The 15,742-nt window shown below is 54.9% G+C and carries 14 protein-coding genes; 11 read left to right on the forward strand and 3 right to left on the reverse strand.

What is annotated here, in order from left to right; translation table 11 throughout:
- Positions 1-1,033 (forward strand): hypothetical protein (locus tag V6D20_11425; protein HEY9816394.1); only part of this gene is annotated, 1,033 nt, incomplete at its 5' end.
- A gap of 352 nt (positions 1,034-1,385) precedes the next feature.
- The gene (locus tag V6D20_11430; GenBank protein HEY9816395.1) at positions 1,386-1,760 is read left to right on the forward strand and encodes a hypothetical protein; all 375 of its coding nucleotides are present in this window, start codon (positions 1,386-1,388) and stop codon (positions 1,758-1,760) included.
- Here V6D20_11430 and rlmN read toward each other — a convergent pair whose 3' ends face one another.
- Both rlmN and V6D20_11440 read right to left on the reverse strand, forming a co-directional pair.
- Entirely contained in the window at positions 1,761-2,819 is a 1,059-nt protein-coding gene (rlmN, locus tag V6D20_11435) for a 23S rRNA (adenine(2503)-C(2))-methyltransferase RlmN (protein HEY9816396.1), read from the reverse strand.
- 88 nt (positions 2,820-2,907) lie between these two features.
- Positions 2,908-3,525, reverse strand: a complete 618-nt coding sequence (locus tag V6D20_11440) for a TMEM165/GDT1 family protein (GenBank protein HEY9816397.1) — start codon at positions 3,523-3,525, stop codon at positions 2,908-2,910.
- 617 nt (positions 3,526-4,142) lie between these two features.
- On the opposite strand from V6D20_11440, the gene V6D20_11445 reads away from it, so the two are divergent.
- From V6D20_11445 to V6D20_11455, 3 genes are all read left to right on the forward strand, one after another.
- Complete coding sequence (locus V6D20_11445; protein HEY9816398.1) at positions 4,143-5,075, forward strand: glycine betaine ABC transporter substrate-binding protein; 933 nt, start codon at positions 4,143-4,145, stop codon at positions 5,073-5,075.
- Positions 5,076-5,215: 140 nt separating this feature from the next.
- Positions 5,216-6,178 (forward strand): ABC transporter ATP-binding protein, encoded by a 963-nt coding sequence (locus tag V6D20_11450; protein ID HEY9816399.1) that lies wholly within the window; start codon positions 5,216-5,218, stop codon positions 6,176-6,178.
- Positions 6,179-6,192: 14 nt separating this feature from the next.
- Positions 6,193-6,876 (forward strand): ABC transporter permease, encoded by a 684-nt coding sequence (locus tag V6D20_11455; protein ID HEY9816400.1) that lies wholly within the window; start codon positions 6,193-6,195, stop codon positions 6,874-6,876.
- A 12-nt stretch (positions 6,877-6,888) separates the two neighbouring features.
- On the opposite strand, the gene V6D20_11460 is transcribed toward V6D20_11455, so the two are convergent.
- Positions 6,889-7,425, reverse strand: a complete 537-nt coding sequence (locus tag V6D20_11460; GenBank protein ID HEY9816401.1) for a DUF4330 domain-containing protein — start codon at positions 7,423-7,425, stop codon at positions 6,889-6,891.
- 525 nt (positions 7,426-7,950) lie between these two features.
- Here V6D20_11460 and V6D20_11465 point away from each other — a divergent pair.
- The 6 genes from V6D20_11465 to V6D20_11490 form a co-directional block, all read left to right on the forward strand.
- Positions 7,951-8,706 (forward strand): metallophosphoesterase, encoded by a 756-nt coding sequence (locus V6D20_11465; protein ID HEY9816402.1) that lies wholly within the window; start codon positions 7,951-7,953, stop codon positions 8,704-8,706.
- A gap of 834 nt (positions 8,707-9,540) precedes the next feature.
- Positions 9,541-9,771: a hypothetical protein gene (locus V6D20_11470; protein ID HEY9816403.1), complete on the forward strand. Its 231-nt coding sequence runs from the start codon at positions 9,541-9,543 to the stop codon at positions 9,769-9,771.
- 204 nt (positions 9,772-9,975) lie between these two features.
- On the forward strand, positions 9,976-11,694 hold the full coding sequence (hflX, locus tag V6D20_11475; protein HEY9816404.1) for a GTPase HflX: 1,719 nt from the start codon (positions 9,976-9,978) through the stop codon (positions 11,692-11,694).
- Between the two features lie 243 nt (positions 11,695-11,937).
- Positions 11,938-12,084 (forward strand): hypothetical protein, encoded by a 147-nt coding sequence (locus V6D20_11480; protein HEY9816405.1) that lies wholly within the window; start codon positions 11,938-11,940, stop codon positions 12,082-12,084.
- A gap of 19 nt (positions 12,085-12,103) precedes the next feature.
- Positions 12,104-15,079 carry a hypothetical protein gene (locus V6D20_11485; GenBank protein ID HEY9816406.1) on the forward strand — a complete coding sequence of 992 codons (2,976 nt, stop codon included), beginning with the start codon at positions 12,104-12,106 and terminating at the stop codon, positions 15,077-15,079.
- A 180-nt stretch (positions 15,080-15,259) separates the two neighbouring features.
- On the forward strand, positions 15,260-15,742 hold a 483-nt coding region (locus V6D20_11490), incomplete at its 3' end, for a pentapeptide repeat-containing protein (GenBank protein HEY9816407.1).

Consider the following 15,742-nt stretch of genomic DNA (forward strand, 5'->3'; position numbering starts at 1 on the left):
CAAGATCGACATTGGCTTATCCGATGCGGTGATGGAAATCCTCGTGCGCCAAAAGCAAATTACCGTCGGCAAGGCCTTCAGCCAAGCCTCCCTGATCGATCGCCCCATGTCTCACCTAGAGATCATGCACAAAATTCAGGACTTCTGTGGAGAAGATATTCGCGATCGCTCCCTCACCCAAGAAGTGCTGATTTATCTCAGCATCCTACTAAAAACCGATCCCAGCGTATTTCGAGGATTTCTTACTCTGCGCGTCAGTTATCTAATTTTGCTGATTACGACCGAACTAGCTCAGGAACTGCACGTCACCCAAGATGAAGCCTACGAGCATTTGATGGAGCTGAGTCCCTTTGAGATCAAAACTCGCCTACGCCAAGTGCTGGCAGGCTATGAAGGACATAACAAAGCTCTCATGCAGCAGGAATCCTTACATATCCGTCAGCAGCAGGCTATTCAATGGGTGGTCTTACCCGAAGAAAGCAGCATTCCTACACCGGAAAGCTGGCGACGGCAGCGGCAGCTCGACGGCTCTTTGAACCGCGTGCCAGAAGGATTTTATCCCGGCGTATGGCAAGTTTTACACCACTGTCGCGGCTTGGTGATTGGCGATAAGTTAGAACGACGCAATCGTCTGGATGGCGAAGTGATTGTGTCAGAAATGACGCCCGAGGAAAAGAACTTCGCCCTGCGGGTGGAGCATTTACTCAATAAAATCCAGGCTCCAGAATATCGCCAAGTCAACATCGAAGCGCTGATGGAACTGGCCGTTCTGGCTAACGAGAACCCAGATCTACAGATTGAAGACTACATTGTCATGGATGTCCTGATCGGTCATGCGGTGCGCCTGGGTTGGCTCACCCATCATCCCGACCACAGCGATCGCTATGATGAAGTCAAAGCAGAAGCCTGGCAGGCGTTCTACGACAGTTCTCCCCGCACCTGTGCCGAATATATCGCCCAAGCGCTCCAGTTCCTCACGGAGCTGGGCGAGTCGAATCCGGTCGATGACGAGGCGATCGCGGAGGTGATCTAGTACCGTAAGACAGAAGAACGAAGACAGAAAAACGAAAAGGAATTCCAGCACATAGGCGGGTTGCTTACGCCTCGGAGTACTAGACATCGAAGGGGCGATCGCGGGTCTAGTTGTCCTAACCGATGGGGCAGCGATCACCCTGGAACAAGCATCTCCAAGGCAGGGGGGCTAGTCTGGCAACCCTACTCAACCCCAAAGATTCCGATCGCCCCGTCTTGATTCGTTGACAAACCGCCTGCCCGTAGATGCCACGATGGAGGCAGGTCATAAAAAAAACAGGCGATCGCCGCCATTTTTCCTGATTTCCGGTTAGGATTTACAGCGCAACCATCCGACAACAGCGATGGAATTCATGAGCCTTGATCCCCTGACCTCTGAGCCTTCAGCCCTCGATGCTCCCGATGTAGCCCAACTGATGCCGGTCGAAGCGGTACAGCAGGCCATCGGGCGATCGCGTGCATCTGTCTATCGCTATGCCAATACGGATCCCAATGACCTTAACCCACCCTATGACCCGAACCGGCTAAATCCTGAACTCCGCATGACGAAGGACGACCCGCTGATGTTCCATCCCAACGAAGTTGCCCGCTTTGCTAAGGATGTGCTGCGGCAAAATGTCACCATTCAGGTTCAAGAAGCGCCGCCTAATGTCACCCATGATCTGCTGCGAGCCATCTTGCAAGAACTGCAAACCATTCGCCAATTGCTGGATACTCCGTCATCCTAGCTAGGGGCCCATGGAAGAATCAGCATTGGCCCGCAGTTGCCCGCAGGCCGCATCAGCCGCCAGGCCACGCGATCGCCGGACGCTAACGGCAATGTGCTGCGCCTTGAGCGTATCCATAAAGTCTTGGATACGTTGGGGGCTGGGACGCTGGTAGTCTACTTCCTGAATGGGATTGTAGGGAATCAGGTTGACATGGGTTTGGAAACCGCGCAGATGCTTAGCCAGTTCCAACGCATGGGAATGGCAGTCGTTCAGCTCTGCCAGCAAAATGTACTCGAAGGTGACCCGCCGTCCAGTCATGTCTACATAGTCACGACATTCATCGAGCAATTGCTCTAGGGGATATTGGCGAGCGCTGGGAATCAACGTTTCCCGCAGGGCTTGGTTAGAAGCATGGAGGCTGACAGCTAACGTTGCCTGCAGGCGCTGCTCAGCCAACCTACGGATGCGCCCCGGAATCCCCACGGTGGAGACGGTGAGCGATCGCTGCCCAATTCCCACGTCTTCATTGAGCGATCGCACGCTATCGAGCACCACATCCACATTCAGCAACGGCTCGCCCATGCCCATGAAAACGACATTGCTGACCCGTTGCTCAAAATCTTCCTGCACCGTCAGCACCTGATCGACAATTTCATGGCGATGCAGGTTACGCAAAAAGCCGCCCTTGCCCGTGGCACAAAAGTCACAAGCCATGGGGCAACCCACCTGGGATGAAACGCAGACCGTGAGCCGTTTCCCCGAAGGAATGCCGACGGTTTCAATAATCTGTCCATCCTCCATCCGCAACAGGTACTTCACCGTCCCGTCGGGAGCCGCAGAGCGATGGTGGATCTGCGATCGCCCCACGGGAATATCCGCCAGCTCACTGCGCCACTGCTTGGGAAATACGGAGAGATCAGACAGCGATCGCCCGCCTTGGTGATAGAGCCATTGATGCAGTTGCTTGGCTCGGTAGGCCGGCTGATTGTGTTGGGCCACCCAGTCGGTGAGTTCTGGCAAGGATGCACCGAGCAGCGGCGGTAGAGGAGATGGGCGATCGATCAAAGAAACAGACATAGCAACCGGGAATGGAGGGACGGTGGGCATCGTCCCCAAGGAGACAAGACCCAGCCTTTCTATTCTACGAGGTGGGGCGAAGGACGGACTACCCTAAGCGGGTGGCAGCCACTCCAGCAAAGATCAAGAACAGGATGCCGCTCAGGAGGGTGACCGTACGTTCGGAAATCCGCCCGCAAATCGCCCGTCCGCCAATCACAGCGATCGCCGTACAGATGGCATGGCCGAGGATCGCCCCGATCGTTACCCCCAAGGGATGCTTAGCGGCAGCGAGGGCAATGGTGGCAATTTGGGTGCGATCGCCCCATTCGGCAAGAAACGTTAGGCTGAACACCTCAAAGACGATCGCTAGAACACTGGGCTTAGGAGGGCTATTGGATTCCGCCCGAGCCACCGCCTCCATCGCTTCTCCCTCCTCACACCCATCAGCGATCGCCTTCATCATCCAAGCGTCGTACAACAGCTTGAGCCCAAAGCCCAAAAACAGCAGCACCTCCGCCCAGCGCACCAGAGATAGGGGCAAGAGCGATACCACCTGTCCAAACAGGACGGAAAGCACCGTCATAGCAGCCAATGCACCCCAAGCGCCCAGAAACACCCAGCGCCGTGAATGCTTCATCGCCAAAATGACCGCCATGAAAAATGTCTTGTCTCCCAACTCGGAGACTGTGATTAATAACAATCCAGCCGTAAATGCTTCTAGCACTATCTATCAAGCTCCTCTCGTAGTGGCTGTGAGCTTGATAGGAGACTAGGCTTCACCAAGCTCACAGATGTTGTGAACTAAGTGAAGGTCTCACTGATCGCAGGCCATGCTCGGTAGCACGCCCCAGGATACCTCGAACCAGGTAAACTACCAGTATGTTGATTCGAGAGCTTGGGGGTTTCTCTCCCCAATAGCTACTCCCCTTCAATCCCCTTATCTTATGAGCACAGGGCGGGAAAAGACAAGCTTTTGTCCTCCATCACCCCAGCACGAGGAAGCATAAACAGCCCAGAATCAACAACAAACCAAGAACTACACTGACTGAGCGACGTCGTTTGTCCTGAAGACAGGCTAAGCCAGCGTGAAACGTCTCCCGAAAGGAGAAAGCCAAAACCCAACCCAAATCACTTGCAACATTGATCAGGAAACGCTGATATCCTACCACCCACTACAAGTTAGATGTCCGACGCCGAGTACAAGCAAGATGGTGCTAACCCGATGGAGATCCGTAGCACCTTGAAGACAGGGTAGGTTCTTCATCCCCCAGAACCTTGGCAGACTCCAGTATTATGTTGGGGTAATCAGGTCGTTTGTCTGTTCTTCATCCCCCAGGATTTATGAAAGCTACCCGTCGCTCACTTCTCCTAACATGCCTAGCCGCCGTTGTTGCCCTATTGGTCATTGCTTGCAACACCACCACCTCCCAGTCGCCTGCCGATGGAGCCCCAGCGACCATTCGCGTGGGTTCCAAAGATTTTACTGAGCAGTTTATCCTGGGGGAAATGTATGCCCTAGCCCTAGAAAATGCTGACGTTCAGGTTGAACGTAAACTCAATCTAGGAGGCACCCCGGTGGCTCAAGCTGCTCTAACCAGCGGCGAGATTGACCTCTATCCGGAATATACCGGCACAGGTCTGCTGACGGTGCTCAAACTGCCGGCCAGCAGCGATCGCCAAGCGGTTTACGATACCGTGGTCACGGAATATGAAAGCCAGTTTGAGCTAACGTGGCTAGATCCATCGCCGATGAACAACACCCAAGCCCTGGCCATGACCCGCGCCAAGGCAGAGGAACTGAACATTACCACCATCTCTGATATGGCTGCCCAGGCCAGCGATTTGGTCTTAATTGGGCCCCCTGAATTTGAAGTCCGAGAAGATGGATTGCCAGGAATTCAAGCTGCCTACGGTGATTTCACGCTCAAGGAGTATAAGGCCGTGGATTCTGGTCTACGCTATAAGGGACTAGTGGACGGCGAAGCAGATGTGGTCGTGGCCTTTGGTACCGATGGCGAAATCAGCGCCTTTGATTTGGTCTTGCTAGAGGATGACCAAGAGCTATTCCCGCCCTACCAAGTTGCCCCAGTAGTGCGCCAAGATGTTCTAGAGGCAAATCCTGTCATTGCCGATGCTCTGAATGCGATCGCTCCCCTGTTGACCGATGAGGTGATGCAAGCCCTCAACTACGAGGTCAGCGGCAATCAGCGAGAGCCTTCGGACGTGGCCCGAGATTTTCTGGTCAGTCAAGGCATTCTTGCCGCCGATAGTTAAGCTAAAACTAGAAGCTTGCTGACCTTAAGCTTGCTGACTCAGCAAACCCAACCCGTTCCCTAGACTAGCAGCCAAACACTAGCAACTAATCGCTAGCAACCGATGATCGTCCTGGGGGTTAACCATGAGGCACAGCAGCCGTGAGTGCAATTCAATTTGATCAGGTTTTTCTGAAATTTCCCCAGGCATCCCACCCTGCCGTCAATCACTGTAGCTTTACAGTGCAAGAGGGAGAACTTGTGGTAATCCTCGGGCCATCGGGATGTGGCAAAACCACGCTCCTGAAGATGGTGAACCGTCTGTATGAGCCCAGCCAAGGGGCGATTACGCTCTACGGTCGTGATATTCGCCGCATGAATGTCTCAAAGCTGCGGCAGCAAATTGGCTACGTCATCCAGCAGTCGGGGCTTTTTCCCCATATGACCGTGGCCCAAAACGTGGCAGTGGTGCCAGAACTCTTGGGCTGGCCCAAGCCCAAAATCCAAGCCCGCATTGATGAACTGCTGGCCTTGGTGAGCCTAGCTCCCGGAGAATATCGCGATCGCTATCCCTCCCAACTCTCCGGAGGGCAGCAGCAACGGGTGGGACTGGCGCGGGCCCTAGCTGGCGATCCGCAGGTGATGCTCATGGATGAACCCTTTGGAGCCATCGATGCCATCACCCGCGCCGGTCTGCAGGATGAAATTCTTCGCCTCCAGCGTCAGCTCAAAAAAACCATCCTGTTTGTCTCCCACGACGTGGAAGAAGCCCTGAGGTTAGCCGATCGCATCTTGATTCTGCAGCAGGGCAAGATTGTGCAATATGATACGCCCTTTGCCGTTTTGACTCGACCTGTAAATAGCTTCGTTCATGACCTCATGGGTGCTGATGATGTAGTGCGTCAACTGCGGCTGCTGCGGGTGGAAACCGCCATGGTGCAGCCGCCCGATAATTACCACCACAATGGTCAACCCGCGATCGCTCCCCACGATAGCCTGCGCCATGCCCTGTCGCTGATTCTCAAAACCGGCGCACCTCAACTGACCGTCTTGGATCAAGGAAAACCCATCGGCGTGCTCACCCTAGACCATATTCGAGACTCAGCCACCGCCGTACAGGTCTAGCCATGGACTAGTTTATGGACTATTTATGGAACAATCCAGGTCAGGTCTGGGGCTACTTGCTCCAGCATCTGCAAATGACCGGCACAGCCCTGGCGATCGCCATTATGATTGCCGTGCCGCTCTCAGTGTTGATTGCCCGCAGTCGCTGGCTCACCGTGCCGGTCATGGGCACCCTCGGCATCATCTACACCATTCCTAGCTTGGCGTTGATTATCCTCTTGGTGCCGCTGCTGGGGCTCAATGCCCAGTCGGTGATTGCCGCCATGGTGCTGTATATTCAGGTGATTTTAGTACGCAATCTATCCGTGGCCCTGCAGTCCATTGATCCGGCCCTGATCGAAGCTGCAAAGGGCATGGGCATGGATGTGGGGCAACGCTGGTGGCGCGTGCAGGTGCCCCTCGTGCTACCGATCTTTTTAGCCGGGGTACGGCTCTCGGCCATTGTCGCCATCGCCATCGCCACCATCGGAGCCAAGTTTGGAGCTGGCGGCCTGGGGGTCTTGCTATTTGAAGGCATTGCCCAAGCCGGACGTTACGACAAAATCTGGGCAGGAGCGATCGCTGTATCACTCCTGGCCCTAGCCATCAACCTGGGTATTTTAGTCCTAGAGCGGATCACCACACCGCCGCCGCTGCGCAACCCTCAGCGCTCTCAACCATCCAAGGTCTTAGAACCATCAAACATCCCAAAATCATGATGGCGATCGCCCCTAGGATTCCTCCAAAATCCTCACCCCAACCACCGATGTATTAAAGCGATAGGTCAACCCCTCCACTTCAATCTGGGTACCAATTTTGACCTTGTTGTTGCCAAAAACAGGCCCCCCATCTGTAATCTGAGCATCATCTGCCAAGGTCACCAGCATGTCTAACGTAAAACCCAATTCTGGCCGCGGATCGGGAAATGCCGCCACAGAACCATCAGGTTGGGGCACCGCCACCGATCGCGGCAATTCTTGAATCTCCTTCACCCCCACCGACCCCGCCGGTTGATTGCGAATGATGATATTGAGGCGACCCTCTTCACGCATGCTGGTGACCAACGCTTGGGGTTCTGCCACCGTCAACCCACGCACCATCAAATCCACTTCCACAGGCCGCGTGGTGACGCCCAATTGCGCCACAGAGCCCGATGTGCCGGGAAAGAGAAACACGCCGGCCAGCACCAGCAAAATAATCACGGCGGCACCAATATCGAGGATGCTCACCTTCCCAAATAATCGCCCGTTTGAATCAATAATCGCCATAGTTGTCTGCTCCTAATTGCTTGTCGCCTGGTGCTACCTAGGTGAGGGTTGGCTTCAATCACTCTATCAAGAGAGGGGTTAATCTCAACATGGTTGGTTACGCTACCCAAGAAGAGTACGCCTTAAAACAGCAGCAACCGGCACATCGTATAAAACCGTCCCCAGACAAAACTTTAAGGAAACTTTAAGAGAGGAAGAAGCAGCGATCGCTCTTCAGCAGTTAGGCTAGAAGTCGGTTCATGGAGTGCAGCAGATCGGGTCTAGTGAGGGTGTAATGGAGTAAGACGGTTTCTTCGTCCATCCTAAGAACCCCTTGCAAAACTGTTTATTCATCAATCCTTTATCACTTCTACACGCTTCTTTCACGCGAGACGAGGGGCGATCGCGCAAGATAGAAGGAACGCGTTAGCATTAATACAGACTGCTCAATGCATCTTGCCACCCCCTCCACCATTGGTGCACCCAGTCTTCTATTTCATCTACCGATCGTGTAATTGCTCTGCACCTAGGAAGGATTTAAAAACTGTGTCTAGTGGTCGTCGAATTTTTATTGGAGATGTTCATGGTCATTACGATGGGCTAATGGCCCTCTTTGATGCGATCGCTCCCGCCTCCGACGACCAAATCTACTTCCTCGGAGACCTCATTGATCGTGGCCCCAAAAGCTGTGACGTGGTGGAGTTCGTCAAACAGCAGAACTACACCTGCATTATGGGCAATCACGAACACCTCTTGCTCGAAGCTCTAATCGAAGAAGGCGTCCATCCTCCCGCCCTGCAGGCATGGCTCTATAGCGGCGGTCAATCCACCGTTTCTAGCTACAAAAGTGTCGATCATCTGCTCGAACACCGCAACTGGATTCGCACCCTCCCCACCCACCTCGATCTAGGGGATATCTGGCTGGCTCACGCTGGCATCCATCCAGGGCTACCCGTGGCTGAGCAAACCACCCAAGAACTATGCTGGATCCGCGAACGCTTCCACAGCATGACCCAGCCCTACTTTGAAGACAAACTGATCATTATTGGTCACACCATCACCTTTACGCTGCCAGGGGTGAACCCAGGTGAGTTGGCCCAAGGACAAGGCTGGCTTGATATTGATACCGGAGCCTACCATCCCAAGAGCGGCTGGCTCACAGGCGTTGATGTCGATCATCATCAGGTATACCAAGTCAACGTGTTTGATCAATCAACCCGTACCCTCCCTCTCCATAAAGCCGTCACCCAGATTGATCCCAGCAAGGTGCTGGAACGCCGCCGTCACCTGATGCAGCTCTAACCCTCCGCATTCCCCCAATCGCCCGTCTCACTAGAGTATCCATAACGCCTGAGAACGCATGCGCCGCCGGTTGATATAAGCATGGATCCGTAGATGCTGGCGTCGTAGTTGCAGTAGCACGTCTAGGCTGGAACGTCTCTAATTTTTTTGATGTCCTCACTCATAAGGCTAGGGCTGTATTGCTCTTTCATGGCTCTCGGATGTAACGCCTAAAACCTTGAGAATTCGTTGCCCCCTAAGGGTGACATTGGAGATATTTGCATTGTTTCACCCAATTCTCTGCCCAGAATCAAGGAACAGCGACCGATGGACAGCAGAAGCTGATATGTCGTTTATTGTAGTGCTCTAGGCAGTTGGTTAAGGCTGGGTTAAGATTAGGTTAAGATAGACAGTAGTCGTGAGGGCTAGACTGTTCCTCTTGTGCCGCCTCGACAGCCAGAATGCATCCCACATTTGTAAGGTATGCCCCTGATCTCCCAGTCCCTGCTTCCTAAGGGGAAATAAGGATCGAACGTCACCGTCCCTCACCCTCCGGAAAAGGGATTTAGGGCAAGGACACATCATCAAGATGCGCTAGACAGGTCTGATGTCGGGGATGACGCGGCTAGCCCCCTAGGAACAAGACGCCCCCAACGGTTGTTCCTTTACATAGCAGATACATGCTGCGATTGCGCAATGTCCCTGGGTTTGAGGAGTTCTTCAACCTCTCATAGGGCATAGTTGTCAGCCGTTTAGTGACCTTAGATGATCAGTAGCGATGATCATCCGTGTCGTCAGCGGCCTTTCATCTAGACCTCTAGATGGTTGTCCACCTCGTTTGATTGGAGATTATCCATGAGCAACAATATTCATCGAGATTGGCTATATCCCCGCGCGTCTTACCATGGCAGCGATCGCCCCAACCATCTCATTTTCAACGCAAATCTACAGGAATTTGCCCAACGGGTCAGCTATATTTCTAATTTAGAAACCGCTGGAAAACTCACGCCCGAGGAAGCCTACACCCAAGTTAGCCATCTTTGGAAAACCTTGAAGCACAGCAAGAAAGAACTCGGCATTCCCTAAGCAGCGTCCCATATAAGCAACAGGTGACACCTGTCTTCAGCCTTGGCTAGCTCGTCTCCCAGGCTAACCAAGGCTGGCTTGTGGAGCAGCACATTCTTCCAAAAGATCACAGATTCTGTATCGATCCTGACCAGGGCAAAGCTCGATAGACTCGATAGAATGGAGAATAGATCTTTTTTATGGGGATCTCTTTTGTAGTGTTGAGTGAGGTGGCCGGGGTTCCGGTCGAGTGCGCCTATCGAAACTATTTACGGGAATCTTAAGGGGCTGAAATCAAGCCAGCTCAAGCTACTTCAGCGCTTATACCACCAACGCTTGCCAGGCGATCGCATCACTACGCCTGAGTTTTCCCAGCGCTTGGCGGCCGTGAGTGCAGACTTAGACCAGCCTGTGAGCGCCTACATTAATCGCCGAGGGCAGGTGATTCGCGTAGGGGTGGGGTCGCCGGCCCAAACCCAGATTCCTCCTAGCGAGCTACCCCGCTACGGCACAGAACGGCTCTGCGGCATTCGCTGCATTTCCACCCAAATGAAGTCAGAGAGCCCCAGTAGTGCCGTGTTGACAGCCATGGCCATCCAGCGCCTCGATGCCTTGGCCGTGTTGACCCTATCGGGCAGTGGTTTCACCCGCCGAGGCGGCACGGTGGCTGGCTATGTGCAAGAAGCTTACCTAGCCCATTTGGTACCCCACCCCGAAGTGACATGGACAGTGTCAGACCCCATGTCCCTAGAGGATTTGGCGGAACAAGATTTTGTTGACCTCACGGAAGGTCTAGAGGAAGAGTTTCGGCGGCAATATGTGGCGGAGGAGGTAGACCTCGACCACGATCGCGTCCTGCTGATTGGCGTACAGACTCAAACCGTATCTCCCCAACGGTTTCAAGATGGTCTGACCGAACTGACGCGGCTGGTGGAAACCGCCGGGGGTGAGGTGCTACAGGTGTTGATCCAAAAGCGATCGCGCCCCCATCCTCGTACCGTTGTTGGGGATGGAAAGGTGCAGGAAATTGCCCTGACCGTGCAAACCATTGGGGCCAATCTAGTCGTGTTTGACCGAGACTTATCGCCAGCTCAGGTGCGCAACTTGGAAGGTCGCATGGGCGTGCGGGTGGTGGATCGCACCGAAGTCATCCTGGATATCTTCGCCCAGCGGGCCCAGTCGGGGGCCGGGAAGCTGCAGGTGGAGCTAGCCCAGCTTGAATACATGATGCCGCGTCTAACAGGGCGTGGGCAATCCATGTCGCGGCTAGGGGGTGGCATCGGCACCCGAGGGCCCGGGGAAACCAAGCTAGAGACTGAGCGCCGAGCCATTCAGCAGCGCATCTCTCGCCTACAGCGCGAGGTGACACAACTGCAGGCCCATCGATCGCGCATGAGGCAGCAACGCCAGCATCAACAGGTGCCTTCCATTGCCGTGGTGGGCTACACCAATGCCGGCAAGTCAACCCTGTTGAATGTGTTAACCAATGCCGAGGTCTACACCGCCGACCAGCTCTTTGCCACCCTGGATCCCACCACTCGCCGCTTAGCGCTCACCGATGCGGAAACCGAAGAACCGTTTCCCATTGTCTTGACCGACACCGTGGGCTTCATCCATGAATTGCCACCGCCCTTGGTGAACGCCTTCCGAGCCACCCTAGAAGAAGTGACGGAAGCTGATGCCTTGCTGCATTTGGTGGATTTATCCCATCCCGCCTGGCAGAGTCATATTCGCTCCGTGATGCAAATTTTGTCCGATATGCCGATTACGCCGGGGCCAATTTTGCTAGCCTTCAACAAAATTGACCAGGCCGAAAGCGAGACCTTAGCGATCGCCCGGGAGGAATATCCCCAGGCCGTCTTTCTGTCCGCCAGCCATCGCCTAGGACTAGAGACGCTCCGGCAGCGCATGATCCAGCTTGTTCGGTATGCCATTGTCTCCTAGGAACCAACAAACCAAACGACGGCGAAGCGCCCTAGAAACCAGCCAAGAACCATCCAGACAGAAATATTTAGAATCATTTCGGAGTTGGGGTCAAGCCTAGGAACTGCGCCTCTTTGCGGAGGGTGAGCGATCGCCGTTCGTCCAACAGCAGCAAATCCTATCCTGACCCTGCCGTCAAGTCACCGAAGAAGAAGATAAGCCAACCGACGGCGCTCCGCATCCATCACCTATTCATCCCCTTGCATGACTCCGATCCGTCACCCTGTCCTTTTTGGATCCCAGGGGCAGCGATCGAGTCACTTCAATCAAGTCACCGATGCCCCTACCATGAACGTGGGCACAGGTAACGACGAATGGGCGATCGCGCTGAGCCGTTTGATGACTGCATGACTCATCTGCCCCAACTGCCGTGACAGAACTTCCTTCCGACTTGAATGCAGGCTCCAATCAACAGACCTACGATCGGCTAACGTTATCGTTGCAGCTCGGGTTGCGCCGTCAGCTTTTGATCGCCGTCTGTGATGATCCTAGAGAGCGCGATCGCTTCGTTGCCCAGCTTCAGCAGGATTTAGGGCGTTCCGCTCCATCCGCAGGCACCATCTATCCCTCAGTGGTCACCCTGGTTTTAGACCTCGGCGACCCCAACCCCATTGCCCAGATTGCCCAGTGGCTCAACCAATATCCACCGCCGATTGTGGGTGGACAGCGGGCTACCATGCCGATCTTTCAAATTGTGGGGATTGAGCAACTGACGCGCCAATCCTTGGTGGTGCAGCGGCTCTTTTTCAACTACTTACAAAATGTTGAACGCAACCTACCCCGCCTAGAGTCGGGCATTGTATTTTGGATGCCACGCCCTTGGGTGAATGGTCTACCGCAGTCGGCTCCAGATTTTTGGCGTTGCCGCACGGCCGTTTTCGAGTTCATCGGCGATCCGATGCCCACCACCCAGGTTGAGGAGCCTGTGGTGAGCACCGCAGCGATGCCGAAACCAACGGAGTTGCCGTTTGAGATCGACGAGCTGCTAGACGACGAAGCATTGCCCGATCCGACGGATTTCCTAGAAGATGGGCTGGACGTTCCCGCAGACTTACTCGCCGAGTTGACGGCTGATTTAGAGGCGATCGCTCCCCAAGACACTCCTCAAGACATTCCCCAAGACATCCCCTACGACGATCTCCACGACGTCACCCAAGACGCTCTCCAAGCCATCCCCCACAACGATCTCCACGACGTCACCCAAGATATCCTCCACGACGACCCCCACGACGATTCATACCCAGAAACCCAAGAAGAGTCTTACGAAGTAGTCCACGAGGAATCCCAGGAACGTCTCCAAGAGAATGCTCCGCCAGCCATCGTTGAAGAGATTACCCAAGAGATTACTCAAGACGTTCAACGGGAGGAACCTCTAGCAGACAACCAGCAGCCCATGGCCACTCCAGCCATGACGCCCCCAGTTTTGCCACCACCGCCCACCGGAGGCATCCCACTTCCCCTGTCTCAGGAAGAACTGTGGACGATTCTGCACCATGACCTCAGCCAGCAGATGGACATGTCTGCCCCCATCGTTGAGGAACGTCGTGAGGATAGCAGCGCTGAGCCTGAGTCAAAAGACTCTGCAGAAAACCGTGAACCCTCTCCAGCAGAAGGCGATCGCCCTCTCGATATGGGCTGGACAGACACTCCAGCCATGCCCGATCCCGATCAATCCGATTACTCCAGCCATACAGACGACGAGAATGGGCGATCGCCCCGCTTGCACCTAGAGCCCCTAGATCGTTCTAAGCTAGACCTGGATGATCGAGGGAACGATCGAATGGGCGATCGGGTAGAGAAAAAGCACGCTGTGGTCGCTCAGACCATGCCCCGCAAAACCCTGACCCCCTATCGACCAGCCAGCAGACCCGCAGCCCGCCAACCGGTGACCGTGCTGCAAGCTGTGCGAAAAACTCTCCGTCAGTCTCAGGCCACCCACGACAGCTACAAGCCACCTACCCAGCGAGAGGATGCTGCTGTTTCCGTTGTGGATCGGGTGGCGAATCAGGTGGCGAGCCAAGTGACCGATGCCGTGGAGGAATCCGCCGCTGCAGAAGCTCCCGAGATAGAAGTTGGGGTGCCTCTGCCGGTGCAGGATCTCGATCCCTCCACGCTGCATGAACAAATCGAGCGCCTGCATAAACAACATGCTCCACCAGCCCTGCTTGCCAATGCCTATCGCACCTTAGGCAATGTGTATCGCGATCGCATTGAGCAGGGTCTTGCCTCGGCCGAGGATCTAAAAGCAGCGATTCAAGCCTATGAGCAAGTTCTTGTCTGGCTGCATGAAACCTCTCCCCTCTGGGCCGATGTGCTCAACGACTTGGGCAATCTCTACTGGATGCTGTCGCGCCAGTCTGCCGGACTCGATGAGGCGCTGTCCAACCTCCAGCAGGGCATTCAGGCCTATCAACTCGCTCTCAACAAAATCAACATCCAAACCCAGGTTGCCAGCTACACCATGGTGCAGAGCAACCTGGGGGCAGCCTACGGCGATCTAGCTCGGTATCAAGATACGGCGGATAACCTCCAGCGTTCCATCCAGGCCTATCAACAAGCCCTACGCTATCGCAAGCCGGATGATGAACCCCAACGCTATGCCCTCACCCAAAATAACCTCGGCACCACCTACTGGAATCTAGCGCAGCATCAGCAACCCAAGATTTACCTCAAACAAGCGATCGCTGCCTATTCAGAAGCCCTGCGCTACTACAGCCCAGAATCTGAGCCGATGAATCACGCCATGATTCAAAACAACCTGGGTACCGCCTACTGGAACCTGGCGCAGCATGAGCGTCCGAGGGAATGGTTGATGTTGGCCCTGGCGGCCTATCGCACGGCTCTGCGCTATCGCACCCGCCAAACAGCTCCAGTTGCCTACGCGGCTACGCAGAACAATCTCGGCACCGCCTACTGGCACTTGGCCAACCATGCCAAAGACTCCCCCGATGCCCGCCTTGATTATCTACAACAAGCGATCGCTGCCTACAAATCCGCCGTGGCGATCGCCCACCATCTCCAAGAAGCCGGCCCCAGCCATCCCCCCCTCAACTTTGATATCTTTGCTACCTACAACAATCTAGGGCTAGCCCATTACCAACTGGGCAGCGATAGCCAGATTCAACTGGATACAACCCACCGGCAAACGCATATGGAATCAGCCCTGGAGTATCACCTAGAGGCGCTAGCAGGCTGGGAACATCGGACTGACCTGCGAGAAGCTACCCTCAAATGTGTCTTGCAAGCCATCCGCACCGCCTACGCCCAAGGCGGTATCAGCGGGCAAAATCTAGCCCTCTCAAAAGTGCCAGGTCACCTCTTACCAGAACTTCTGCCCCAGCTCTAGCCAACACCCTTCAGAACCGGAGCAAGGGCAACGTCTGAGCGGCAACCTGCTGAAACTGCCCGGATCGTTCTACAGCAGCGTGAACAGATAACTATACTTGCATCCCTGCGTCCTCCATCCAATGGATCCAGGATCGCGTTGGAGAACCTATCAGTTCCATGCTCCTCCTCCTGAAAACCCATGAAGCGATCACTTTTTGCACTGCTGTTACTCACAGTTCCATTCGTCACTGGACAAGCGGCGATCGCCTTCGAGCCCGATCACCTGACTCGACTCCAGCGGGCCAATAACTGCGTCAACTGTGACCTAGTCGCCGCCTACCTCAGCAGCGCCAACCTCCGAGAGGCCCACCTCCTGGGTTCCAACCTTTTCCGAGCCATGCTGCGCGGCGCAGATCTAGAGCAAGCCAACCTAGGCGCAACGAACCTGGAAGAAGCTGATCTACGCGATGCCAATCTCCGCCAAGCCTTTTTAGACTACGCCTACCTCGGCAACGCCAATCTTGAAGGAGCCAGTTTAGATGGCGCTAGCTTAGAGCAAGCCTATTTGGGCGATACCCTACTGATGGAGGCAACGCTGGCAGGCGCAAATCTCCGCCGCGCCAATCTAGAGCGAGCAGTCTTACGTCGCGCCAACCTAGCAGGAGCAGACCTCAGCGGCGCT

The sequence above is a fragment of the Candidatus Obscuribacterales bacterium genome, from assembly GCA_036703605.1.
Taxonomy (GTDB): Bacteria; Cyanobacteriota; Cyanobacteriia; order RECH01; family RECH01; genus RECH01.